23 protein-coding genes and 1 tRNA gene are annotated in these 23,143 nt (G+C 72.6%); 12 read left to right on the top strand and 12 right to left on the bottom strand.

The annotated features are described in order from the left end of the window. Positions 1-5 precede the first annotated feature (5 nt). The gene (locus ACIGW2_RS11355) at positions 6-659 is read left to right on the top strand and encodes a hypothetical protein (RefSeq protein ID WP_361584934.1); all 654 of its coding nucleotides are present in this window, start codon (positions 6-8) and stop codon (positions 657-659) included. Positions 660-716: 57 nt separating this feature from the next. On the opposite strand, the gene ACIGW2_RS11350 is transcribed toward ACIGW2_RS11355, so the two are convergent. Continuing rightward, a complete protein-coding gene (locus tag ACIGW2_RS11350) occupies positions 717-1,487 on the bottom strand; it encodes an SLATT domain-containing protein (RefSeq protein ID WP_399843516.1) in 771 nt (256 codons plus the stop codon). 281 nt (positions 1,488-1,768) lie between these two features. Between ACIGW2_RS11350 and ACIGW2_RS11345 the strand changes: the two genes are divergently transcribed. From ACIGW2_RS11345 to ACIGW2_RS11335, 3 genes are all read left to right on the top strand, one after another. Next, positions 1,769-2,107, top strand: a complete 339-nt coding sequence (locus tag ACIGW2_RS11345) for a YbaB/EbfC family nucleoid-associated protein (RefSeq protein ID WP_356063626.1) — start codon at positions 1,769-1,771, stop codon at positions 2,105-2,107. Between the two features lie 125 nt (positions 2,108-2,232). Continuing rightward, positions 2,233-2,832, top strand: a complete 600-nt coding sequence (gene recR / locus ACIGW2_RS11340; protein WP_361584939.1) for a recombination mediator RecR — start codon at positions 2,233-2,235, stop codon at positions 2,830-2,832. A 50-nt stretch (positions 2,833-2,882) separates the two neighbouring features. Further along, positions 2,883-3,536: a DUF5063 domain-containing protein gene (locus ACIGW2_RS11335; protein WP_356063308.1), complete on the top strand. Its 654-nt coding sequence runs from the start codon at positions 2,883-2,885 to the stop codon at positions 3,534-3,536. A gap of 112 nt (positions 3,537-3,648) precedes the next feature. On the opposite strand, the gene ACIGW2_RS11330 is transcribed toward ACIGW2_RS11335, so the two are convergent. Genes ACIGW2_RS11330 through ACIGW2_RS11320 form a run of 3 tightly spaced genes read right to left on the bottom strand, consistent with a single transcriptional unit; the run spans position 3,649 to position 6,394 of the window. Continuing rightward, the gene (locus tag ACIGW2_RS11330) at positions 3,649-4,476 is read right to left on the bottom strand and encodes an amino acid ABC transporter ATP-binding protein (RefSeq protein ID WP_399842922.1); all 828 of its coding nucleotides are present in this window, start codon (positions 4,474-4,476) and stop codon (positions 3,649-3,651) included. Further along, positions 4,473-5,423, bottom strand: a complete 951-nt coding sequence (locus ACIGW2_RS11325) for an amino acid ABC transporter permease (protein ID WP_399843513.1) — start codon at positions 5,421-5,423, stop codon at positions 4,473-4,475. The genes ACIGW2_RS11330 and ACIGW2_RS11325 overlap by 4 nt, the downstream gene beginning before the upstream one ends. Positions 5,424-5,452: 29 nt before the next feature. Beyond that, on the bottom strand, positions 5,453-6,394 hold the full coding sequence (locus ACIGW2_RS11320; protein WP_391654177.1) for an ABC transporter substrate-binding protein: 942 nt from the start codon (positions 6,392-6,394) through the stop codon (positions 5,453-5,455). 291 nt (positions 6,395-6,685) lie between these two features. Between ACIGW2_RS11320 and ACIGW2_RS11315 the strand changes: the two genes are divergently transcribed. From ACIGW2_RS11315 to ACIGW2_RS11300, 4 genes are all read left to right on the top strand, one after another. Continuing rightward, complete coding sequence (locus ACIGW2_RS11315; RefSeq protein ID WP_361584947.1) at positions 6,686-7,957, top strand: aspartate kinase; 1,272 nt, start codon at positions 6,686-6,688, stop codon at positions 7,955-7,957. Between the two features lie 40 nt (positions 7,958-7,997). After that, the gene (locus tag ACIGW2_RS11310) at positions 7,998-9,038 is read left to right on the top strand and encodes an aspartate-semialdehyde dehydrogenase (protein ID WP_399842918.1); all 1,041 of its coding nucleotides are present in this window, start codon (positions 7,998-8,000) and stop codon (positions 9,036-9,038) included. A 303-nt stretch (positions 9,039-9,341) separates the two neighbouring features. Further along, positions 9,342-10,019 carry a SigE family RNA polymerase sigma factor gene (locus ACIGW2_RS11305; protein WP_391654179.1) on the top strand — a complete coding sequence of 226 codons (678 nt, stop codon included), beginning with the start codon at positions 9,342-9,344 and terminating at the stop codon, positions 10,017-10,019. After that, on the top strand, positions 10,016-11,209 hold the full coding sequence (locus ACIGW2_RS11300; RefSeq protein WP_391654180.1) for a hypothetical protein: 1,194 nt from the start codon (positions 10,016-10,018) through the stop codon (positions 11,207-11,209). The genes ACIGW2_RS11305 and ACIGW2_RS11300 overlap by 4 nt, the downstream gene beginning before the upstream one ends. Positions 11,210-11,373: 164 nt before the next feature. Here the strand turns inward: ACIGW2_RS11300 and ACIGW2_RS11295 are convergent, their stop codons facing one another. Together ACIGW2_RS11295 and ACIGW2_RS11290 are read right to left on the bottom strand one after the other, a co-directional pair. After that, positions 11,374-12,114, bottom strand: a complete 741-nt coding sequence (locus ACIGW2_RS11295) for an SURF1 family protein (protein WP_356067660.1) — start codon at positions 12,112-12,114, stop codon at positions 11,374-11,376. Between the two features lie 23 nt (positions 12,115-12,137). Then, entirely contained in the window at positions 12,138-13,955 is a 1,818-nt protein-coding gene (locus ACIGW2_RS11290) for a prolyl oligopeptidase family serine peptidase (RefSeq protein WP_399842915.1), read from the bottom strand. Positions 13,956-14,026: 71 nt separating this feature from the next. On the opposite strand from ACIGW2_RS11290, the gene ACIGW2_RS11285 reads away from it, so the two are divergent. Continuing rightward, positions 14,027-14,863: a class I SAM-dependent methyltransferase gene (locus tag ACIGW2_RS11285; protein ID WP_391654183.1), complete on the top strand. Its 837-nt coding sequence runs from the start codon at positions 14,027-14,029 to the stop codon at positions 14,861-14,863. A gap of 22 nt (positions 14,864-14,885) precedes the next feature. On the opposite strand, the gene ACIGW2_RS11280 is transcribed toward ACIGW2_RS11285, so the two are convergent. Continuing rightward, complete coding sequence (locus ACIGW2_RS11280) at positions 14,886-15,170, bottom strand: DUF6191 domain-containing protein (RefSeq protein ID WP_399842912.1); 285 nt, start codon at positions 15,168-15,170, stop codon at positions 14,886-14,888. A gap of 124 nt (positions 15,171-15,294) precedes the next feature. On the opposite strand from ACIGW2_RS11280, the gene ACIGW2_RS11275 reads away from it, so the two are divergent. Both ACIGW2_RS11275 and ACIGW2_RS11270 read left to right on the top strand, forming a co-directional pair. Next, positions 15,295-16,314, top strand: coding sequence for a YdcF family protein (locus ACIGW2_RS11275; protein WP_399842909.1), 1,020 nt, complete (start codon positions 15,295-15,297; stop codon positions 16,312-16,314). Positions 16,315-16,434: 120 nt separating this feature from the next. After that, positions 16,435-16,716, top strand: coding sequence for a hypothetical protein (locus tag ACIGW2_RS11270; protein ID WP_361584968.1), 282 nt, complete (start codon positions 16,435-16,437; stop codon positions 16,714-16,716). Between the two features lie 9 nt (positions 16,717-16,725). Here ACIGW2_RS11270 and ACIGW2_RS11265 read toward each other — a convergent pair whose 3' ends face one another. The 4 genes from ACIGW2_RS11265 to ACIGW2_RS11250 all read right to left on the bottom strand — a co-directional run bounded on the left by ACIGW2_RS11265 (position 16,726) and on the right by ACIGW2_RS11250 (position 19,928). Further along, entirely contained in the window at positions 16,726-17,814 is a 1,089-nt protein-coding gene (locus ACIGW2_RS11265) for a serine/threonine-protein kinase (RefSeq protein WP_399842906.1), read from the bottom strand. A gap of 333 nt (positions 17,815-18,147) precedes the next feature. Further along, positions 18,148-18,221: transfer RNA gene (locus ACIGW2_RS11260), tRNA-Pro, on the bottom strand. 37 nt (positions 18,222-18,258) lie between these two features. Then, a complete protein-coding gene (locus ACIGW2_RS11255; RefSeq protein ID WP_361584973.1) occupies positions 18,259-18,939 on the bottom strand; it encodes a Pr6Pr family membrane protein in 681 nt (226 codons plus the stop codon). Between the two features lie 50 nt (positions 18,940-18,989). Further along, a complete protein-coding gene (locus ACIGW2_RS11250) occupies positions 18,990-19,928 on the bottom strand; it encodes a metallophosphoesterase (protein WP_399842903.1) in 939 nt (312 codons plus the stop codon). A 74-nt stretch (positions 19,929-20,002) separates the two neighbouring features. On the opposite strand from ACIGW2_RS11250, the gene ACIGW2_RS11245 reads away from it, so the two are divergent. Next, complete coding sequence (locus ACIGW2_RS11245) at positions 20,003-20,467, top strand: GatB/YqeY domain-containing protein (RefSeq protein WP_361584978.1); 465 nt, start codon at positions 20,003-20,005, stop codon at positions 20,465-20,467. 258 nt (positions 20,468-20,725) lie between these two features. On the opposite strand, the gene ACIGW2_RS11240 is transcribed toward ACIGW2_RS11245, so the two are convergent. Further along, positions 20,726-22,957 (bottom strand): transglycosylase domain-containing protein, encoded by a 2,232-nt coding sequence (locus tag ACIGW2_RS11240; protein WP_361584981.1) that lies wholly within the window; start codon positions 22,955-22,957, stop codon positions 20,726-20,728. Between the last annotated feature and the right edge of the window lie 186 nt (positions 22,958-23,143).

The raw sequence follows: 23,143 nt of genomic DNA, 5'->3' as shown, positions 1-23,143 counted from the left end.
CTGTCTTGGCCTGTGACCTGTGGCTGGTCCCCCTCGTCGACGTGCTGTGCCACAGCCCCGACAACCCGTTCGCCGAGGAGATCGCGGTCTACGACCACGCCCTGACCGCGGCCGGCCTGCCCACCGTGCCCGTCTACGCCTACATGCCGGGGCTCTCCGGGGACGTCGCCCCCGTCGCCGGTTTCGACTACGAGGCGCTGCACTTCCTGCGCCGCGCCTATCTGCTCCAGATGTGCGGGCTGCCCGTGGAGCCGGTCGGCGAGCTCGGCGGGGACTACGAACAGCTCCTGGAGATGTTCGAGGCGACCGCCCAGCAGTCCCACCTGGTGTGGCACTACGACCACGCCGGCGCCTATGTGCCGGTCGACTTCCCGGTGCCGCTCTCCAACGACGAGCTGCTCGCCGGCGGCGGCCCGCTCGGCTCCTCGCACGGGCTGCTGCGGGAGCTGGAGTTCGTGGCGCCCGCGATCGGCATCGACCCGGCGAACCCGCCGGCCGCGCCCCGGCCCCCGGAGCGCCCCACCGACCTGGACGAGCCCGCCGCCCCCGTGCCGTACGAGGACGACAGCCCCTTCGCCCGCGAGCGGCACGTCTGGCTGGGCCTGCACGCGGCGGCGACCCGCAGCCTGGGGCAGGGCTCGATGATCATCCTCAGCTGAGGGCCGCACCCACCAGGTCGGGCCCGTTGTCCAGCGGCCCGGAGCAGCCTCAGCGGCTCAGCGCGGCTCCGGGGGCCGCTGGCGGGGCATGTTCGGCCGGGTGCCGGGCGGCAGGGGGAAACGGCCGGAGGGGTGCGCGGTCTCGGGGCGGGCCGGGGCGGTGCCGACCGACTGGAGGGCCAGCGGCGCGGGCCCGGAGCGGAACTCGACCATCCAGTCGGCGGTCTCCGCCCGCACCAGCTCGGTGATGTCCTCCGAGAAGCGCCGCAGGACCCCGAGGCAGCGCTCGGCGGCCTCGCTGGCCGTGCCCTCGGTCGGGCCGAGCACCTCGCGGACGCTCTCCGAGGCCCAGTCGAACTGCAGCGCCTGGAGCCGGCGCTGCACGGCCTGGGCGGTGGCGACGTTCCTTATCCAGCCCGAGGTCAGGCCGAAGTAGCGGTCGCAGGCCAGGCAGGCGGCGCCCAGCAGCAGTGAGAGGTAGCCCCAGCCGGCCGTGCCGTCGGCCACCCCGGTGAGGTCGAGCAGCGGCAGCGCGGCGCCCGCGATCACGCCGAGGGCGGTGCCGACCCGCAGGGCGCGGGCGCAGCGGCGCTTCCAGACGCGGTCGGACAGGTACCACTCGGCGGTGCGCAGGGCGTTGGACTCGACCCAGCGGTAGAGCTCGTCGAGGCGTTCGGCGGGCTCGCCCCAGTCGCCGAGCGGGAAGGGCGACCCGGTCAGGTCGCGGGGGGCTGCCGGACCCGCGGGCGCGCCCGGGGCTCCGGGCGTGGCACGGCCGTCGGTGGTGCCCGGGCCCGGGCCGTCGGGGTTCCCCGGCTGCGGCTGCATGTCCGGCTGCTGGCTCACCGGGGAACTCCTCTGTTCAGCTCAGCGCTCGTGTCCTTCTGTGACGTGCGGTGCACGTGGTGCCTGCCCTTCCTACCGCCGAATGGTGGGCTGTGGGCCCGGAATCCCGGGATTTCCGCCCGCAAGAGGGTGTTGATCAGGTAGAGGAGCCCGCAGTTTCTCACTCGAAAGAGTTGTGTCGGCACCCCGGTCCGCGAGCACGTAGGCTCGGCTTACCGACCCGCGTCCGAAGCCGGACGACCGACCAGCAGGAGTGAGTGACCGTGTTCCCCGGTGGTGGCCAGCCCAACATGCAGCAGCTCCTCCAGCAGGCCCAGAAGATGCAGCAGGATCTCGCCCGTGCCCAGGAGGAGCTCGCGGCGACCGAGGTCGAGGGGCAGGCGGGCGGCGGCCTGGTCAAGGCCACCGTGACCGGCTCCGGCGAGCTGCGCGGCCTGGTGATCGCCCCCGAGGCGGTCGACCCGGAGGACACCGAGACCCTCGCCGACCTCGTCGTGGCCGCCGTGCAGGCCGCCAACGAGAACGCGCAGCAGCTCCAGCAGGCCAAGCTGGGCCCGCTGACGCAGGGCCTGGGCGGCGGGATGCCGGGCCTCGGCTTCTGAGCGGCCCCGGGCTCGCCGGATGAGCCGCGCGGCTCCGGGGCGGCTCTCTTGAGCCGTACGGCTTCAAACGCCGCTTTCAAGCCACTACCGTAAGAAACAAGCACTCCCCGAGAAGGGCGCTGACGTTGTACGAAGGCGTGGTCCAGGACCTCATCGACGAGCTGGGCAGACTGCCCGGTGTCGGTCCCAAGAGCGCCCAGCGCATCGCCTTCCACATCCTCCAGGCCGAGCCCACGGACGTGCGCCGGCTCGCCCAGGCGCTCCTGGAGGTCAAGGAGAAGGTCCGGTTCTGCGCGGTCTGCGGCAACGTGGCACAGCAGGAGCAGTGCAACATCTGCCGCGACCCGCGCCGCGACCAGGCCGTCATCTGCGTGGTCGAGGAGCCCAAGGACGTGGTGGCGATCGAGCGGACGCGCGAGTTCCGCGGCCGCTACCACGTGCTGGGCGGCGCCATCAGCCCCATCGAGGGCGTCGGCCCGGACGACCTGCGGATCCGTGAGCTGCTCGCGCGCCTCGCGGACGGCACGGTGACCGAGCTGATTCTCGCCACCGACCCGAACCTGGAGGGCGAGGCCACCGCGACGTACCTGGCGCGGATGATCAAGCCCATGGGCCTCAAGGTGACCCGCCTGGCCAGCGGACTTCCGGTCGGCGGCGACCTGGAGTACGCCGACGAGGTCACCCTGGGGCGTGCCTTCGAGGGGCGGCGCCTGCTAGATGTATGACGACGACCGGGTCCGTGCGCACGACGGCGCACTCTCAGGGAGGCTCCTCGATGTCTGACGCCACGCTGCACTCCATCACTCAGGACCCTGACGACTTCGCGGTGCAGATCGCGGACTCGATCGAGAGCTTCATCGTCGCCACGACGGAGGTCGCCAAGGGCGACGAGCCGGACAGCGCGGTGCCCTTCCTGCTCCTGGAGGTCTCGCAGCTGCTGCTCGCCGGCGGACGGCTCGGCGCGCACGAGGACATCGTCCCCGAGGAGCGGTACGAGCCGGACGCGGGCCCGGACCTGGACGTGGACGAGCTGCGGGAGCGGTTCGCGGCGATGCTGGAGCCGGTGGACGTGTTCTCCGAGGTCTTCGACCCGTACGAGCCGCGCAAGGCGCCCGTACCGGCCCGGATCTCCGACAACCTCGCCGACATCATCACCGACCTGCGGCACGGTCTGGCGCACTACCGGGCGGGCCGCACCAGCGAGGCGCTGTGGTGGTGGCAGTTCTCGTACTTCTCGAACTGGGGCCCCACCGCCTCCGCCACCCTGCGCGCCCTCCAGTCCCTCGTCGCGCACGTCCGGCTCGACCAGCCGCTCGCCGACCTGGCGGGCCTGGACACCGACGAGGACCTCACCGAGGACGCCCTCGCGGAGGAGGCGGGCCGCGTGATGGCGCAGGAGCTCGGCGGGCTCGGCCGGCACGGACTCTGACGGACCCGGGACTCCGGCGGACCCCGGGCCCCGGACTCCGGACCCCGGCGGACTCCGCGGCCGGCTGCCGCGGGCTCCGACGGGCCCTGAAGGACTCCGGGGGACGGGCGGGTTACAGCCGTCCCGCCTCCACGATCCGGCCGAGGAACCGGCGGGTCCGTTCGTGCGCGGGCGCGCCGAAGACCTCGGCCGGGGTGCCGCGCTCCAGGACGACGCCGTCGGCGAGGAAGCAGACCTGGTCGGCGACCTCGCGGGCGAAGCCCATCTCGTGGGTGGCGACGACCATGGTCATGCCGTCCTCCTTGAGGTCGCGGACGACGTTCAGGACCTCGCCGACCAGCTCCGGGTCGAGCGCGGCGGTCACCTCGTCGAGGAGCAGCAGCCGGGGCCGGTTCGCCAGGGCGCGGACGATGGCGACCCGCTGCTGCTGGCCGCCGCTGAGCCGGTCCGGGTACTCGCCTGCCTTGTCCGCGAGGCCGAGCCGGGCGAGCAGTTCGCGCGCGTGGTCCTCGGCCTCCCGGCGGGCGGTCCGGTGGACCCGGCGCGGGGCGAGCGTGACGTTGTCGAGCACGCTCATGTGCGGGAAGAGGTTGTACGCCTGGAAGACGACGCCGATCCGGCGCCGTACCGCGTCGGCGTCCGCGCGCGGGTCGGTGATCTCCTCGCCGTCGAGGAAGATCGCGCCGTCGTCGATCTCCTCCAGGAGGTTGGCGCACCGCAGGAGGGTCGACTTGCCGGAGCCGGAGGCGCCGATGAGCACGGTGACGGTGTGCGGCGGGACGGTGAGGTCGACGTCGCGCAGGACGACCGTGCGTCCGTAGGTCTTGCGCACGGACTCCAGACGCAGCACCGGCTGCCCCGTCTCCGGCGGCTCCGCCGGGCTCGTGCGGTGTTCCGGGCCCGTGCCGTGTTCCGGGTCCTTGCCGCGTTCCGGGCTCATACGGCGCCTCCCTGCGACTGGCGGCGGTTCATCCGGGCGGTGACCCAGTCGGTGAACCGGGTCATCGGGATCGTCAGGACGACGAAGACGAGGCCCGCGACGACGTACGGGGTGTAGTTGAAGGTCTTGCCGGCCAGGATCTGGGCCGCGTAGACGGCGTCCACCGCGCCCGCGATGGAGACCAGGCCGGTGTCCTTCTGGAGCGAGACCAGGTCGTTGAGGAGCGGCGGCACCACCCTCCGTACGGCTTGGGGCAGCACGACGAAGCGCATGGTCTGCGCGCTGGTCAGGCCGAGGGAGCGGGCGGCGGCCCGCTGGGCGGGGTGCACGCTCTCGATGCCGGCCCGGAAGACCTCCGCGAGGTAGGCGGAGTACGTGAGGACCAGCGCGATCCCGCCGAGGACGACGGGGTCGGTGGGGACGCCCTGGAGGCGCAGCGCCGGCAGCCCGAAGATCACGGCGAGCAGGCAGATGATCAGCGGCAGGCCGCGGAAGAAGTCGACGTACGCGGTGGCCAGCGCGCGCAGCGGGAACAGCGCGGGCCCGCGCACGGTGCGGGCGAGGGCGAGCAGCATCCCGAGGGCGAGCGCGACGGCGCCGCAGACCACCAGCAGGCGCAGGTTGAGCCACAGGCCGTCGAGGACCAGGGGCAGCGCCTGCCGGGCGTACTCGGCGCTGAAGAAGGTCTCCTTGGTCCGCGGCCAGCCGGGGGAGCGGGTGACGACGAGGTAGAGCACCACCAGGGTGACGGCGGTGCTGAGGGCGGCGACGGCGGTCGCGCGGCGCGTGCGGGAGCGCTTGTGGCGCTCCCGCGCGATCCGGCGCGCGGACGGGGTGTAGGCGTCCGTGTACGTGTCGGTGTCCGGGCCCTGCCGGTACGGGTCGGGGCCGGGCGCCTTCGACAGGCCGCCGCCCGGCACGTCGCCGTCCGGCACGTCACCGCCCATCGGGTCGCCGCTCGTCAGCTCGCCGGCGGTCACTTCAGCACCGGCGCGCCCGCCGCGTCGGACAGCCACCGCTTCTCCAGGGCGGCGAGCGTGCCGTCCCGGCGCAGCGCGTCCACGGCGCGCGAGACGCAGGAGGTGAGCGGGGAGCCCTTGTCGAGGACCAGGCCGAACTGCTCCTTGGCGCCGGCGGCGCCGGCACCCGTACCGCCGGCCCCGCCGGTGCCGCCCGCCGCCTCCAGCTGGCCGACGACCTTGGCCTCGGGCACCTCGGCGCCGGTGATGTAGAAGGCGGTGGGGAGGTCGACGACGATGGCGTCGACCTGGCCGTTCTTGAGGGCGGACTTGGCGAGGTCGTTCTTCTGGAAGACGGCGGCCGGGCGGTCCGGCTTGATCTGTTCGTTGATCACGTCGAGGCTCGTGGTGCCGACCTGGGCGCCGAGCCGGACGCCCTTGAGGCCGGCGAGGTCGGTGGCCTTGGCGGCGGGGGAGTCCTTGAGCGCGATGACGGCCTGGCGCACGTCGTAGTAGCCGCTGGAGAGGTCGACGGCCTTGCGGCGGTCCTCGTTGATCGACACCTGGTTGATGTCGAAGTCGAAGGTCTTCGCGCCGGGCGCGAAGGCGTTGTTGAAGGCGACCTTCTGCCAGACCACGTCCTTCTCGGCGAAGCCGAGGCGCTGGGCGACGGCGTAGGCGACGGCCGACTCGAAGCCCTTGCCGTTGGAGGGGTCGTCGTCCTGGAACCAGGGGGCGTACGCGGGCGTGTCCGTGCCGACGGTGAGCTTCCCGCGGGCCTTCGTGGCCAGCGCGGCGGGCGCGCAGGACGCGGCCGTGGCCGCGGAACCGGCCGAGGAGGCGCCGGACGAGGGGCCGGAGGCGGTGCCGTCGGCCTCCTGCGGCGCGCAGGCGGCCGCGGCGAGGGCGGTCAGCGCGGCGAGGACCGCGAGAGCGGAGGGGGCGGGACGTGATCGCATGGCGGGAGACTCCCAGCCGTGGCACGCCCTGTCCAGGGTCGCAATGAGGAGTTCACGACATGGGTCGGCCGGCATGTGAGACGGCCCACACGCCGCGTACATCCCGGGCGCCGGGGAAGGCGGTGGCCCGGGCGGTACCGGGCCTGCGGGGCATCCCGCGCGCTGCCGGGCATGATCACGTACCGAGCATCGCATCTCAGGATGTGATATACGGACGGCGATTCCGGCCCGCTCGATAAACTGACGCAGACCGCAGTGTTCACTGCGGCAGAGACTGAGCGAGGAGCGCACGTGGGCCTTGTCGTGCAGAAGTACGGAGGCTCATCCGTTGCCGATGCCGAGGGCATCAAGCGCGTCGCCAAGCGGATCGTGGAAGCCAAGAAGAACGGCCACCAGGTGGTCGTCGTGGTCTCCGCGATGGGCGACACGACGGACGAGTTGATCGATCTCGCCGAGCAGGTATCCCCGATGCCGGCCGGCCGTGAGTTCGACATGCTGCTGACCGCCGGAGAGCGGATCTCCATGGCCCTGCTGGCCATGGCGATCAAAAACCTGGGCCACGAGGCCCAGTCGTTCACGGGCAGCCAGGCGGGTGTCATCACCGACTCGGTCCACAACAAAGCGCGCATCATCGACGTCACGCCGGGCCGGATCCGTACCGCGCTCGACGAGGGCAACATCGCCATCGTGGCCGGCTTCCAGGGCGTGTCCGCCGACAAGAAGGACATCACCACCCTGGGTCGCGGCGGCTCGGACACGACCGCCGTCGCGCTGGCGGCGGCGCTCGACGCCGAGGTCTGCGAGATCTACACCGACGTGGACGGCGTGTTCACCGCCGATCCGCGCGTGGTGAAGAAGGCGAAGAAGATCGACTGGATCTCCTTCGAGGACATGCTGGAGCTCGCCGCCTCCGGCTCCAAGGTGCTGCTGCACCGCTGCGTCGAGTACGCGCGCCGCTACAACATCCCGATCCACGTCCGCTCCTCCTTCTCGGGGCTGCAGGGCACGTGGGTCAGCAACGAACCGACAGGGGACCAGAAGGTGGAGCAGGCCATCATCTCCGGTGTCGCGCACGACACCTCCGAGGCCAAGATCACGGTCGTCGGCGTGCCGGACAAGCCGGGCGAGGCCGCCGCCATCTTCCGGGCCGTCGCGGACGCCGAGATCAACATCGACATGATCGTGCAGAACGTGTCCGCGGCCTCCACCGGCCTCACGGACATCTCCTTCACGCTCCCCAAGGCCGAGGGCCGCAAGGCCATCGACGCCCTGGAGAAGACGAAGGCCACGATCGGCTTCGACTCGCTGCGCTACGACGACCAGATCGGCAAGATCTCCCTGGTCGGCGCCGGCATGAAGACCAACCCGGGCGTCACCGCGGACTTCTTCCGCGCGCTGTCCGACGCGGGCGTCAACATCGAGCTGATCTCGACCTCCGAGATCCGCATCTCGGTCGTCACCCGCGCCGACGACGTCAACGAGGCCGTGCGCGCCGTGCACACCGCCTTCGGCCTGGACAGCGACTCCGACGAGGCCGTCGTCTACGGCGGCACCGGCCGGTGACGTGAGCCCACTGGGCACCGGCGGGCCGACGCTCGCGGTCGTGGGAGCGACCGGAGCGGTCGGTGAGGTGCTGCTCCGGACGCTGTCGCACCACGCGGACGTCTGGGGCGAGATCCGTCTCCTCGCCTCCCCCCGCTCGGCCGGCCGCAAGCTGGCCGTACGGGGGGAGGAGTGCGAGGTCCTCCCGCTGAGCGAGGCGCACGAGGACCACCTGGCGGGCGTCGACCTCGCGCTCTTCCTGGTGCCCGAGGCCGTGGCCGCCCGCTGGGCGCCGATCGCCGCCGCCAAGGGCGCGGTGGTCGTGGACACCTCCGCCGCCTTCCGTGGCGACCCCGACGTGCCGCTCGTGGTCCCCGAGATCAACGCGCACGCCGCCCGGGTCCGCCCCCGCGGCATCGTCGCCAGCCCCGGTTGCGCGACCCTCACCCTGGTCGTCGCCGCCGGCGCGCTGCACGCCGAGTACGGCCTCACCGAACTCGTCGTGACCGTCCAGCAGGCCGCCAGCGGCGCCGGACGGGCCGGTACGGGCGCGCTGCGCGAGCAGCTGGCCCTGGTCACCGGCAGCGAGCTCGGCACCCACCCCGGGGACGTCCGGCGGGCCGTCGGCGACCACACCGGCCCCTTCCCCGGGCCGCTCGCCCTGAACGTGCTGCCCTGGTCGGGCGAGCCCGCCGCCGACGGCTGGTCGTCGGAGGAGCTGGCCGTCCGCGAGGAGACCCGCAAGATCCTCGGCCTGCCGGGGCTGCGGGTCAGCGCCACCTGCGTCCGGGTGCCGGTGATCACCGGGCACTCCGCCGCCGTGCACGCCCGCTTCGAGCGGCCGGTCACGGTCGGCCGGGCGCACGAGATCCTGGCCACCTCGCCCGGCGTGGTGCTGTACGACGACCCGGCGGCCGGCGACTACCCGACCCCGGCCGACGTCGTGGGCACCGACCCCACCTGGGTGGGGCGGGTCCGGCGCGGCCCGGACGACGAGCGGGCCCTTGAGTTCTTCGCCTGCGCCGACAACCTGCGCAAGGGCGCCGCCCTGAACGCCGTGCAGATCGCCGAGCACATCGCGGCGGAGCTCTCCGGCCACTGACCGTCCGGAAATCGATCTCCCCGCACCGCTCGCCTTTGTAGGATCTGTGAACGCCTTGTGAGCAAATCGGCGTCGGATGCCTCTTGATCAGGTCAGATGTCCTGGACGACGATGCTCTTCCCTCCCTCCGCAACCAGTGGTCGGGCGGGAGCGTCTTCGCGTGCACCCGAGCCGTGGGCCGCGGAGCACGCCGCACAAGCGGGGCATTGGGGGAGAACGGGTACGCATGAGGGCAAATGACGCACCGCCAAAAACGGTGGCGTACGCGTACAACCCTGACGGGGGGAAGCGTGTCCAACAGGCGTGGCAGAGGTACTCGACATCGCGGCGGTCATCCCGCTGCGCAGCACCGCGGTGCGCCCGCTCAGGCGGCCGCGCCCGGCCGGCGGCATGCCGGTGATCGCGCCGATGCCCCTCAGGACCGGCCGGCCGGCCACCGTCAACGGCATTCCGGCGCCCCGCGACGGCGCTGACGACACGATGGCAGCCGGCACCACCGTCGACCACCTCACCGAGACCTACCGCGCGCACTACCGCTCGCTGCTGGGTCTCGCCGCGCTGCTCCTCGACGACACCGCCTCCTGCGAGGACGTCGTCCAGGAGGCCTTCATCCGGGTGCACTCGGCGCGCAGCCGGGTGCGCGACCCCGAGAAGACCCTGGCCTATCTGCGGCAGACGGTCGTCAACCTCTCGCGCTCCGCGCTGCGCCGGCGCATCCTCGGGCTCAAGCTGCTCTCCAAGCCCATGCCCGACATGGCGAGCGCGGAGGAGGGCGCCTACGACCAGCTGGAGCGGGACGCGCTCATCAAGGCGATGCGCGGTCTCCAACGGCGGCAGCGCGAGGTCCTGGTGCTGAGATACTTCGCGGACATGACGGAGGCCCAGGTGGCGGAGACCCTCGGGATCTCCCTGGGATCCGTCAAGGCGTACGGCTCCCGCGGCATCGCGGCGCTGCGCGTCGCCATGGAGGCCACGTCATGAGCGGGCCGCTGGACGGCGCCGGTGACGGCACCCGGGAGGGTGCCCGTGACGGCGTCGCGGAGAGGCGCGCCACGGCGCGGCACAACCGCCCCCCGCGGGGCGGTGAGCACGACGAGCACGGTGACCGGGACGACCTGAGTGGACGCGGGATGGTGAACGAAGCGCCGGACAACGGCACGCCCGACGAACTGGCGCTACGGCGGCTGCTCCAGGGCGCGGTGGCCGGTCTCGAACCCGCCGAGGGCACGCTCGACCACCTGCGCCGGGCGGTGCCCGCCCGGCGGGCCCGCAAGCGGCAGGCACTCGTCGGCATGGCCGCCGCGGTCGTCCTGGTCGGCACGGCCGTCCCGGCCCTGGTGCACGTGGCCTCCTCGGACGGGATCACCGCCGACAAGGCGGTCAACGCCGGACACGGCGAGCAGGCCCAGGGCGGCACCGGCACCGAGACCGGCATCGAGGGCGGCCTGCACACCGCCACCCCCCGGCCCGGCACGGCCGCGCCGAGCCCGGGCGAGGCCGACGGCACCAGCGGCAGGCCGAGCGCCTCGGCCCAGAACCCGGGCACGGGCACCGACCCGGCCGGCACCCCCACCGAGGCCCCGGCCTCCCAGCCGGCCTGCGCGGCCGCCCAGCTGGGCGTCAGCTCCGTCCAGACGGGCGCCCCCGACGCCAACGGCACGGTCTACGGCACCTTCCGCATCGCCAACGTCTCCGGCAGCGACTGCGTGGTCGGCGGCGCCGGCCAGGTCGGCTTCGCCGCCCGCGGCGCGGCCGACGGCGCGAAGATCGCGGTCGTCGAGCACACCAGCGGCGACCCGGCGAGCGGCCTGCCCGACCCCTCCCAGGAGGCGCCGAAACTGCTGCTGACCCCGGACAACGCCTACGAGGTGCGGTTCGCCTGGGTGCCCAGCGAGACCTGCCCGACCACCGGCCCCACCCCGACCCCCAGCCCCACCCCCTCGACGGGCGGCGGCTCCACGTCGGCGGGCGCGGGCACGACCGGCGGCTCCGCCGGCACCGGCTCGTCGGACGGCGCCACGGCCCCCCAGCTGGTCACCGACGGCACCCCGGCCGACGGCAGCGTCGAGGTGACCCACACCGCCGAGCCGGGCGGCCCGGTCGCCGCGGCCACCATCCCCAACGCCTGCGCCGGCACCATCTACCGCACCGGAGTCCTGGACGCCTCCTGAGGCGCGGAGTGGGCGTCCCTGAGGGCCCGCCGGGTACGGGCCCCAGGCCGGAGAGCGGGCCGGGCGGGGCCGTGGGCGTCCGTTGCCGCCAGGCTCGACCGGCCGCCGGGCCTCGGAGAACCAGGCCGCCGGGCGCTGTCCGGCGGATCAGGGTCGGACAGGACCTAGAGGCCCAGGGCGGCGTCCCGCGAGGCCTCGGCCTCGCGGCGCAGCAGCCGGAACCACATGAAGAGCACGAAGCCGGCGAACACGAACCACTCGGCCGTGTAGCCCAGGTTCTGGAAGGCCTTCATGTCCAGGCCGGTGCCCGCGGCCGCCTTCGCCGGGACCGGGGTGAGCCCGGCCGGCGACTCGGTCAGGGTGATCCAGGCGTCGTACACGTCGTCCGGCACCACGTTCACCAGCGAGGCCGCGCTGATCATGCCCAGCTGGCCCTGCGGCAGCCCGCCCGCCGTCCGCACGCCCTTGGTGCCCTGGCTCTCCGAGGCCTGCAGCGCGCCCGTCACGGTGACCTCGCCGGCCGGCGGGGCCGGCGCCTTCGCGCCGGCCGGCAGCCAGCCCCGGACCACCGGCAGCGCCCGGCCGCCGTCGGTCTTCAGGAGCGTCAGCACGTACGCGCCGGAGCGCCCGTCCAGCTCCCGGTCCGGGACCAGGAACTGCTCGCCGTACCGCCCGCTGGCCCGGGCCACCCGGCCCGAGGTCTCCTTGTCGACCGGCAACAGCGCGTCCAGCGCCTCGGGCGCCTGCGCCGAGGGGTCGGGCCGCCGCTCCGCCTGCTCGTGCGACGCGACCCGGTCCTCGAACTTCCCCATCTGCCAGGTCCCCATGAACAGGCAGAACGGGATCGCCAGCAGGACGAAGACGTTGATCCCCCACCAGCGGGGCGTTCTCAGGAACCGGTACACACCCCCACGGTACGCAAGGCCGCTCAGTCCACCTCCTTCCGGGTCCCCAAGTGACGGGCCGCGAAGTCCAGGTCCAGCGCGACCTGCTTGATCCGCTCGTCCACCACGAGCGAGCCGTGCCCCGCGTCGTACCGGTACACCTCGTGCACCGCCCCGCGGGCGGCCAGCCGTTCCACGTAGTTGTCGATCTGGCGGATCGGGCAGCGCGGGTCGTTGACGCCGGCCGAGATGTGCACCGGGGCCTTCACCCGGTCCACGTAGGTCAGCGGCGACGAGGCCGCGTACCGCTCGGGCACCTCCTCCGGCGAGCCGCCGAGCAGCGTGCGGTCGAGCGCCTTCAGGGCCTCCATCTCGTCCTCGTAGGCCGTCACGTAGTCGGCGACGGGCACCGCGGCGAGGCCGACCGCCCAGGCGTCCGGCTGGGTGCCGAGGCCGAGCAGGGTCAGATAGCCGCCCCAGGAGCCGCCGGCGAGCACCAGGCGCTCCGGGTCCGCGAGCCCGCTGTCCACCGCCCAGGCGCGGACGGCGGCGATGTCCTCCAGCTCGATCAGGCCGACCCGGTGCTTCAGCGCGTCGGTCCACTCCCGGCCGTAGCCGGTGGAGCCGCGGTAGTTCACCCGCACCACCGCGTAGCCGTGGTCGACCCAGGCGGCCGGGCCGGACGCGAAGGCGTCGCTGTCGTGCCAGGTCGGGCCGCCGTGCACCTCGAACACGGTCGGGAACCGGCCCTCGCCCCGCTCCGGCCGCTGCACCAGGGCGTGGATCCGGCCCCCGGGGCCCTCCACCCACACGTCCTCCACCGGCACCGACGGCGGCGCCTTCGGCCCCGGAGGATCGAGGACGACCGAGCCGTCCGTGGAGCGCACCACCGGCGGCTGCGCCGCCGAGGACCACAGATACTCCACGGTGCCGTCGGGACGGGCCGTCGCGCTCGACACCGAACCGGCCGGGGTGTCCACCCGCACCAGAGCGCCGGTGCCGATCTCGTACCGCCAGAGCTCGCTGCGGGCCTCGAAGCCGTGCACGATCAGCAGCCCCGAGCCGTCCGGATACCACTCCGCCGACACGTCTCCGGGCAGGTCGAGCCGCAGATCGGTCTCCACGCCCGTGGCCACGTCCCACAGCATCGGCTCCCAGCGGCCGCGCCGCTGGTGCCCGACGAGCAGCCGGGTGTCCCCGGGGAGCGGAGCGAAGCCGAGGACGCTCAGGCCCAGCTCCTCCGTGCCTCCCTTGGTGTCGTCCAGCTCCGCCACCACCGAGGCGTCCGAGGCCCGCAGCACCCGGATCGCCGAGTGCATCGCGTCCCCGTGCTCGGTGTGCTCGACCGCGACCAGGGACGCGTCGTGCGACAGGTCGCCGACCCCGGCCGACTCCCGGTGCCGGTAGATCTCCACCGGCCGGTCGGCGCCCGGCCGCAGCAGGTGCACGGTCGAACCGTCCTCGTCCGTGGACCGGCCCACCACGACCGTGCCGTCCCGGCCCAGCGCCAGACCCGCCGGATAGGAGGGGGCGAGCCCCGGCACGGCCTCCTCGTCGGCGCCGCCGTCGAAGGGCTGCCGCATCCACACCCCGAACTCGTCGCCGTCGGTGTCCGCGAACCACCAGATCCACTGCCCGTCCGGGCTGAGCGTGCCGTCCGTCGTCCCGTTCGGCCGGTCGGTGACCTGGCGCTGCCCGCCGGTCGCCCGGTCCCACGCGTACAGCTCGTACGTCCCCGTCGCGTTCGACACGAACAGCGAGCGGTCCGGGGCCTCCACCGCCCACTCCGGCAGCGACACCCGGGGCGCCCGGAACCGCTGCTCCCAGAGCGGGACCGTGCCTTCGTCCTTGATCTCAGTCATGCAGCCATGATGCTCCGGCCGACCGACAAATTGTTCGCCCCACCCACGAACCTGTGGATAACCTCGCGGGCATGTACGCATCGCAGCCGCCCGAGGACTGGTACGAGTCCAACCGCGCCCGTTGGGACGAGCGCGTCCCCCTGCACGCCGCCAGCGAGTTCTACGGCCTCGCCGACTTCCGCGCCGGCAAGGACGCGCTGCGTGACTTCGAGCTCGCCGAGGTCGGCGACGTCACCGGCCGCAGCCTGCTGCACCTGCAGTGCCACATGGGCCTCGACACCCTGTCCTGGGCCCGGCACGGCGCCGCCCGCGTCGTCGGCCTCGACTTCTCCGAGCCCGCCGTGGAGACCGCCCGCACCCTCGCCGCCGACCTCGGCCTCGGCCCCGAGCGGGCGGCGTTCGTCGCCGCCGACGCGTACGACGCGGTCGCGGCCGTGCCCGACTCCGCGTACGACATCGTCTACACCGGCGGCGGCGCGCTGTGCTGGATGCCCGACATCGACCGCTGGGCGGAGACCGCCGCGGCCCTGGTGGCCCCGGGCGGCTTCCTCTACGTCGCCGAGTTCCACCCGCTCACCGACGTCTTCGACGACGAGACCGGCTCGCGCGTGATCAACGACTACTTCACCAGCGACGTGTGGGTGGACACCACCCCCGGCACCTACGCCGACGCCGAGGCCGAGACCGTCCACAACCGCAGCGTCGAGTGGCAGCACCCGATCGGCGAGGTCGTCACCGCCATAGCCAGGGCGGGACTGCGCATCGAGTTCCTGCACGAGCACGACGTCACGCTCTTCGGGCGCTACGGCACCCTGCGCCGGCAGGACGACGGCTACTACCGCTTCCCGGCGGACCGGCCCCGCATCCCGCTGATGTACTCGATCAAGGCCTCCCGGCCGGCGGTCTGAGCCCCTACGGCTCGGGCGCGGCTCAGGGCAGCCGGATGACCGCGCGCCCGCCGGTCAGGTCCACCGTGGAGCGGTGCGGCGGGGCGCCGTCCTCCTCGTCGTCGCGCAGCACGAGGGAGCTCTGGCGCTCCTTCAGCTCGTTCTGCTTGCCCTGCGAGAAGGTGGCGTGCAGCTGCTCGAAGCCGGTCGCGGAGACCTGGCCGCGCCGTCGGCCGCGCCCGGTCATCCGCAGGCAGTGATCGGCGAAGGCGATCACGGTCAGCAGGATGACCAGTCCGGGCAGCGTCACGAACACGGCGAATCCCATGCGCCCCATTCTGACCGCGCCCGCCGCGCGGCGGCAACGGCCGGAAGCCCCGCGCACCAGGTGTGGTGGGCCATTCCGCCTGCGGTCAGGGCCGGTTGTCGGTGGTGGTGCCTACGATGTCCGCATGATCGGATTCGTCGCCGTCGCCGCCGTCTTCGCCGCGCTGTTCGGGCTCGGTGTGCTGCGCGACCGGCGGCGCTTCAGCAACGCGGTCTATCTGGGCCTCGCCGTCAGCTTCCTCGGCCTCGGACTGCTCGCCGGGATCGACGAGGCGCCGCACGGCGTGGCCGAGACGGTGATGGTGGTCGGACTGCTCGTGCTCGCGCTCGGTCCGGTGGCCCTCGCCGGACTGCTGTGCGCCAACGGCGTCAAGATGGTCCGCAAGGAGGGCAGACGCCCGGCGAACCTGCTCTCGCTGCTGGCCGGCCTCGGCATCCTCGCCATGATGGGACTGATGGCCGCGGCCTTCGCCACCGGCTCGAAGCCGCTGGGGATCGTCGTCGCCACCCTCCTGATGATCCTCGGCTACGTCTCCTTCCTCTTCCTCTGCTTCATCGGCTACGCCTTCCTGTACGGGCGGATGCGCATCCGCCGGGACGCCGACTTCGTCGTCGTGCTCGGCTCCGGGCTGATAGGCGGCCGCCGGGTGCCTCCGCTGCTGGCGAGCCGGCTGGAGCGCGGGCGTGAGGTGTACGAGACGCTGGCCCGGCGCCGCGAGGTGGACCGCACCCCGGTCCTGATCACCTCGGGCGGGCAGGGGCCGGACGAGCAGCTGCCCGAGTCGCACGCCATGGCCGCGTACCTGGTGGAGCGCGGTTTCCCGGCGGAGCGGATCGTGCGCGAGGACCGCTCCCGCACCACCGAGGAGAACCTGCTCTTCAGCAGGGACCTGATGGAGGCCGAGCGACCGGGCGCCGAGTGCGTGATCGTCACCAACAACTTCCACGCCTTCCGGGCCGCCCTGATGGCCCGCAAGGCGGGGGTGAACGGCCAGGTGGTCGGCTCGCCGACCGCCGCGTACTTCTGGCCGAGCGCGACGATCCGCGAGTTCGCCGCGGTCTTCCTCGAGTACAAGGCGGTCAACCTGGGGATCTGCGGCTCCCTGGTGCTGCTGGGCGCCCTGGCCCTCGCCTTCGCGGGCTGACCTGACCGGTGACTCCCGGCCATCCGGTGGACGTACTACCTGATGTCGGACATAAAGGGAGGTAATGTCCTCGGCGTCCTACGCTTGAGGGAAGCGGCCCGGCGCGGCGGAGGCGACGTCATGAGAGCACGGCACCACTTCCACATCGACTACCGGGGTCACTCGGTCAGCGCCACCGTCCAGACCGGTCACCACCCGGTGGTCGAGATCCTGGTGGACGGCAAGGAGACGGGGTACGCCACCGGGCGCAACGACCGCCCGGTGTCGGTCCCGATCGAGCTGCCGACCGAGCCGCCGACCGTGGTGGTCGTACGGGCCACCCCCGGCCCGGGCGTGCCGCGCTGCCTGCTGCTCGGCCCGGACGACGAGGAGGGCCACGTCATGGCCCCGCGGGTGTACTGACACGGCGGCTCAGCTGAGCCAGGCCATCCCGATCAGCAGGAAGACGACGAAGGCGACCGCACCGGCGACGGCGGCGGTTCTGCGGGGTCTGCGCCGGGATATCGCCGCCAGCGGGTTCTCGGCGGCCGGCTGCACGGCGCGCCGGGACGCCCGCGGCTGCGGCTGTGGATGAGGCCGAGGTGGCGATGCCACCGGAGCCGTGACCGGCGTGCGCGGGGCGTACGCGCCGGCCTGGGGCGCCGGCTGGGGCGCGGGCTGCGGTACGGCCTGGGGCAGCGGCATCGGCTGGTCGCGCCACGAGCCCGAGGCGAACCAGTCGGCGATGGCCTGCGCCGAGGGGCGCTGCTCGGGCTGCTTCGCGAGCAGCGACAGCAGGTAGGCCTCGAAGGCGGCCGGCATGGGGACGCCCAGCTGTCGCGGCGGCGTCGGCGGGGTGTCGATGTGCTGGTAGAGCAGCGCGGTCGCGGTGTCGGCGCGGAACGGCGGCTGCCCGGTGAGCAGTTGGTAGAGCACGCAGCCCAGCGAGTACACGTCGGAGGCAGGCGAGGCGGGCTGCCCGAGGGCCCGCTCGGGCGCGAGGTAGAGGCCGGTGCCGACGATCTGGCCGGTGGTGGTGAGGCCGGCCGACGGGTCGTCGACGAAGCGGGCGATGCCGAAGTCGGCGAGCTTCACGGTCCCGTCGGCGTCCATCAGCAGGTTGCCCGGCTTGATGTCCCGGTGCACCACGCCCTGCCGGTGCGCCGCGGCGAGCCCGGCGGCCGCGTGCGCCGCCACCGTGGCGACCTGCTCGGCGCCGAGCACCACCGGACGGCCCCGGTCCCCGGCCAGGCTGTCGCCCGAGACCAGCTCCATGACGAGGTACAGCTTCCCGTCCCAGGTCCCGAAGTCGAAGACGCCGACCACGTGCGGGTGGCTCAGCCGCGCCGCGGTCTGCGCCTCCATCCGGAAGCGCTCGGCCGCCGACGGATCGTGCTCGTGACCCAGCATCAACTTCACTGCCACGTCCCGCCCGAGCACCTCGTCGGTCGCCCGCCACACCTCGCCCATACCGCCGCGCCCGACGCACGCTTGGAGCTGATATCGGTCCGCGACCAGCACCTGAGACCCACCCTTCTTCTCGACGCCTCATCGTAGAGCGGCTCTTGAAGCCCCCACGCCCCGCATCCACCCCGCGGCCCCGCAGTTGCTCACCGCGGCGCGCCCCACTGAAGGGCGCGCGGAGCGCAGCGGGTGCCGGGACGGCGTCGACGAGGGGTCCACCAGAACCGGAGCCGGCTCCGGCTTCCGTGATCCAGACCGGTGCCGTGGTCATGAAGGGGATCTTCGGCGCAGACCCGCGACCGCAGCCACGTGGGAAGCGGCGCTCACGCAGACAGAAACAGGTGAGGCAGGTACTGAATCCAGTACCTGCCTCACCTGCTGTTTCGGCTGTCGGGGTGGCGGGATTTGAACCCACGACCTCTTCGTCCCGAACGAAGCGCGCTGCCAAGCTGCGCTACACCCCGATGTCGCTGCTTTGTTCTTCACTCGCGGCGACATCGATTACTTTAGCCCACCCGCGCCCAGAGACGAAATCCGGTTTTCGCGGCCCGCCACCGCAGGTCGGAAGCGGTCCACCGTGACCAGGGCGAGGCCCAGGGCGTAGAAGGCCAGGGCGAGCACCGCGGCGTTGGTGAGGACGCCGGTGTAGCCGTGGGCGGGGACGTCGAGGAAGGGGTATGTGTAGCGGGTGGGGGTGTCCGGGGCGAGGAGGGCGCCGCGGATCAGGGCGAAGGCCAGGTAGGCGCCGGGGGCGGCGAGCCACTGGGCGGCGTGGCGCCAGCGGAGCGCGCCCGGGCGGGTGAGGAGCAGCCAGTCGAGGGCGACGCCGAGCGGGGTGACCGTGTGCAGGAGCTGGTTGGCGACGGCCCGGGCTCCGGTGAGGCGGGCGATCTCGGCGGCCTGGTTGAACTGGCTCGCCGGGTTGTCCAGGACCAGGTGGAAGACGAGTCCCACCACGGAGATGCAGAGCAGCACTCCGCCCGTCCACAGTGGTGCCACCGGCGGGAGCCGCCGCCAGGCGCGGACGGCGCCCAGGCCGAGGACGACGGCGACGGCCGTGTTCGACCAGATCGTGAAGAAGGAGAAGACGACGAGGGGGCTGCCCTCGACGCACTCGATCACGATGCCGGTGAGGGCCGCCAGGGCGATCAGCCCGCGCAGGAGTGAGGTCACGTACGCCATGGGGGCACCGTACGCGCCGGTGCCCCCTCCCGTACGGCCGCTCACACGGCTCAGGCGCGGGCGGTCAGGGTGAGCAGGGTCGCCTCGGGCGGGCAGGCGAAGCGGACCGGGGTGTAGCGGTTGGTGCCGCAGCCGGCCGAGACGTGCAGGTAGGAGGTGTGTCCGCCGGCCGTGTGCGTGGAGAGGCCCTTCACGCGGTCGGTGTCGAGGTCGCAGTTGGTGACCAGGGCCCCGTAGAAGGGGATGCACAGCTGCCCGCCGTGGGTGTGGCCGGCGAGCAGCAGCTCGTAGCCGTCGGCGGTGAAGGCGTCCAGGGCCCGCAGGTACGGCGCGTGCACGACGCCCACCGAGAAGTCGGCGTCCCGGTCGGGGCCGCCGGCCACCCGCTCGTACCGGTCCCGCTTGATGTGCGGGTCGTCGACGCCGGTGAAGGCGAGGTCCAGGCCGGGCAGCTTGAGCCGGCCCCGGCTGTTGGTGAGGTTCACCCAGCCCGCCGCGTCGAAGGCGTCCCGCAGGCCCTCCCAGGGGTTGTGGACGGCGCCGACGACCGGCGGGTTGCCGTTGAGCCCGTGCCGGCCCTGCACCTTCTCCTTCAGGTAGAGGGCGGGGTTGCGCAGCCGCGGCCCGTAGTAGTCGTTGGAGCCGAAGACGTACACGCCGGGGAACTCCATCAGCGGCCCCAGCGCGTCCAGCACCTCCGGCACCGCCTCGGTGTCGGAGAGGTTGTCGCCGGTGTTCACGACGAAGTCGGGGCGCAGCCCGGCGAGCGACTGGAGCCAGGCGCGCTTCTTGCGCTGGCCGCAGACCATGTGGATGTCGGAGACCTGGAGGACCCGCAGGTCGCGCATGCCCCGGGGGAGCACCGGGATGGTCACCCGGCGCAGTCGGAAGGAGCGGGCTTCGAAGCCCGCCGCGTAGACGAGGCCGGCCGCCGCCGTCGCCGTGAGGCCTGCCGTGATCTTCAGGGGGATCCCGTACCGTGCGCGCATCCCCATATCGTCGCAGACCCGCTGGGCCGAAATGAGCGGGCGGTCGGGGCCGGGCACCTGCCACACTTGACCCCATGACCACGCTGAAGGCCAAGCTCCAGGACGACCTCAACGCCGCGATCAAGGGACGCGACGAGCTGCGCTCCTCCACGCTGCGGATGACCATCGCCGCCATCACGAAGGAGGAGGTCGCGGGCAAGACCAAGCGCGAGCTCTCCGACGACGAGGTGCAGAAGGTGATCGCCAAGGAGGCGAAGAAGCGCCGCGAGGCCGCGGAGGCCTTCACGCAGGGCGGCCGCGCCGATTCGGCCGCGCGTGAGCTGGCCGAGGGCGAGGTTCTCGACGCGTACCTGCCGAAGCAGCTGAGCGACGAGGAGCTGGAGGCCGTGGTGGCCGCCGCCGTCGAGGAGGCGAGGGCCGCGGGCGCCGAGGGGCCGCGCGCGATGGGCGCCGTCATGAAGATCGTGAACCCGAAGGTGGCCGGTCAGGCGGAGGGCGGCCGAGTGGCCGCCGCCGTGAAGAAGCTGCTCGCGGGCTGACCTCGCGGTCCGTCCTCGCGGGCTGGCCTCGCGGACCGTCTTCACGGACGGTCCCGCGGACGCTCGACGCTCGTCGGGCCGACGCTCGCCGAGCGAGGCGCCCCTCGCCGTGGCGCGCGGGCCCGCCGCCCGCTCCACGACTCCTGGGCCGACCGGCGCGAAGCCGTCCCGTCCGTGTACCCACGTACGCATGAGGGCGCCCCTCCCGAACCGTTCGGGAGGGGCGCCCTCATGCGTACGAGAGGGGCTGCCGGCCGGCTAGCCGTTGCCGCGGCCGTGGCCGGGCTTGCCGGACGTGCCGCCGATCAGGTCCGGCGGGAGGACGATCCCGCCCGGCAGGGTGGTGCCGGGGTTCGGGCCGCCCGGCTTGTTGTCGTCGCCCGGCTTCTGCTTGTCCTTGTCCTTGTCCTCCGGCTTCGTGCCGCGCGGGACGTTGATCGGGACGAAGCCGGGGGTCTCGCCGGCGTTCAGGGCGCCGGTCATCGCGATCCGCCAGATCGGGCCGGGGAGGCAGCCACCGCAGACCTTGTCGTAGTACTGGCCGCCGATGGTGATGTCGTACATCGACTTCTTCTCGCCGATGTCGTCGCCGACCCACACCGCCGTGGACAGGTTCGGCGTGTAGCCGACGAACCAGGCGTCCTTGCGGTCGTTGGTCGTACCCGTCTTGCCCGCGTTGTCGCGGTCGCTGAGGCCGGCCTTGGTGCCGGTGCCGTCCTCGACGACGCCCTTCAGCATCTGGTTGATCGTGTCCGCCGTGCGCTCGGTCATCGCCCTGGAGCACTCGGTCTGCGGGACCTTGAGCTTCTCGCCGTTCGCCGTCTTGATCGACTCGATGGCGATCGGGGTGCAGTAGACGCCGCGGTTGGCGAAGGTCGCGTAGACCGAGGCCATGTCGAGCGGGGTGCTCTCGACCGCGCCGAGGGTCGCGGAGGGGCTCTGGATGATCGGCTTGCCCAGCTCGCGCTCGTAGCCGACCTTCTTCGCCATCGTCAGCGTCTCGCAGAGGCCGGCCATCTGCTCGAGACGGGCGAAGTACGTGTTGATCGACTTGCCCAGCGCGCTGGTCATGTCGTACATGCCCTTTTCCGACGTGAGCTCGTTGCCGACCTTCCAGTCGGCGTAGCCGGAGGGCTTTCCGTCGCAGCGGGTGTAGTCCCGCTCCGAGAGGGTGATCTCCGTCGGGTCGTCGAAGCTCTGCGCCGGGCTGAGGCCCTTCTCCAGCGCGGCGGCGGCCGTGATCGGCTTGAAGGTCGAACCGACCTGGAAGCCGTAGGTGGTGCCGCCCATCTTCTTGCCGACGGAGAGGTTGAGGGTCGTCTGGTGCAGCTTCTGGTCGAGGCCGTACGGGCGGGACTGACCCATCGAGAGGATCTTGCCGGTGCCGGGCTGGACCTGGACCACCGCGGCGGCGACCGGGTCGTCCTTGTCGACCTTGGCGATGGCGGCCTCGTTCGCTGCCTCCTGGGCGCGCGGCGAGAGGGTGGTCCGGATGGTCAGACCGCCCAGGTTCCACAGCTTCTGGCGCTCCTCGGCGGTCTTGCCGAAGACGGGGTTGCTGAGGATCGTCTTGCGGACGTAGTCGCAGAAGAAGCCGGCGCCGTCGACGGCGGTGATGCAGCCGTTCTTCGGCGCCTTCACCTTCAGCTTGATCGGCGTGGCCTTCGCCTTGTCGGCCTCGGCCTGGCTGATGTCCTTGACGTCGGCCATGCGCTGGAGGACGACGTTGCGCCGCTTGGTCGCCTCCTGGATGTCGTTGACCGGGTCGTAGCGGCTCGGCGACTGGACCAGGCCGGCCATCATCGCGGCCTCGGGGAGGGTGAGGTCGGCGGCGGGCTTGGAGAAGTAGCGCTGCGAGGCGGCCTCGATGCCGTACGCCTGCTGCCCGAAGAACGTGATGTTGAGGTAGTTCTCCAGGATCTTCTTCTTGCCGAGCTCCTCCTCGACCTGGATGGCGAACTTCAGCTCGCGCACCTTGCGGCCCATGGTCTGCTGGGTGGCCTGGGCGACCTTCTCGGGGTCGTCACCGGCCTCCTCGACGAAGACGTTCTTCACGTACTGCTGGGTGAGCGTGGACGCGCCCTGCGCGACCCCGCCCGACTGCGCGTTGCGGTTGATCGCGCGCAGCACGCCCTTGAGGTCGATCGCGCCGTGCTCGTAGAACCGCGAGTCCTCGATCGCGACGATCGCCTTCTGCATGTACGGGGAGATCTTGTCGATCGGCACGACCTTCCGGTCGCGCGAGTACACGGTGGCGATGTGGCCGCCCTCTGAGTCGAGGATCGTGGTGCGCTGACTCAGCGGCGGTGTCTTCAGGTTGGACGGGATTTCGTCGAACCCCTCGACCGTGCCCTTGGCCGCCAGTCCCAGCGCCCCGGCCGCGGGCAGGGCGATGCCCGCCAGCACGGCTCCGGAGAGCACACTGACCCCGAGGAACTTGGCGGCCTGCTGGGTCCCGGTCAGACCTCCGCCCGAGCGCTTCTTTGCCATGGAGGGCAGCCTAATCCGTAGTGATGTGCGAACCGATGGAGCGGGTCCTTCTCGGAGCGTTCGAGTACCAGACCGTGACATCCGCCCACGGCGGGGCCTGCCCCAGCCGCCCGGGCTCCCGGACCGGCCGAGGCCCGTGGGCCGCGCCGGGGCCGCGAAGCCGTCGACCGTCCGCGGCCGGGCGCA

Origin of the sequence: Streptomyces sp. NPDC053541 (genome assembly GCF_044544705.1) — a bacterium.
In the GTDB taxonomy this organism is placed as follows: domain Bacteria; phylum Actinomycetota; class Actinomycetes; order Streptomycetales; family Streptomycetaceae; genus Streptomyces.
The sequence above is the reverse complement of the archived record's forward strand: the minus strand, read 5'-3'. Positions and strand labels throughout refer to the sequence as shown.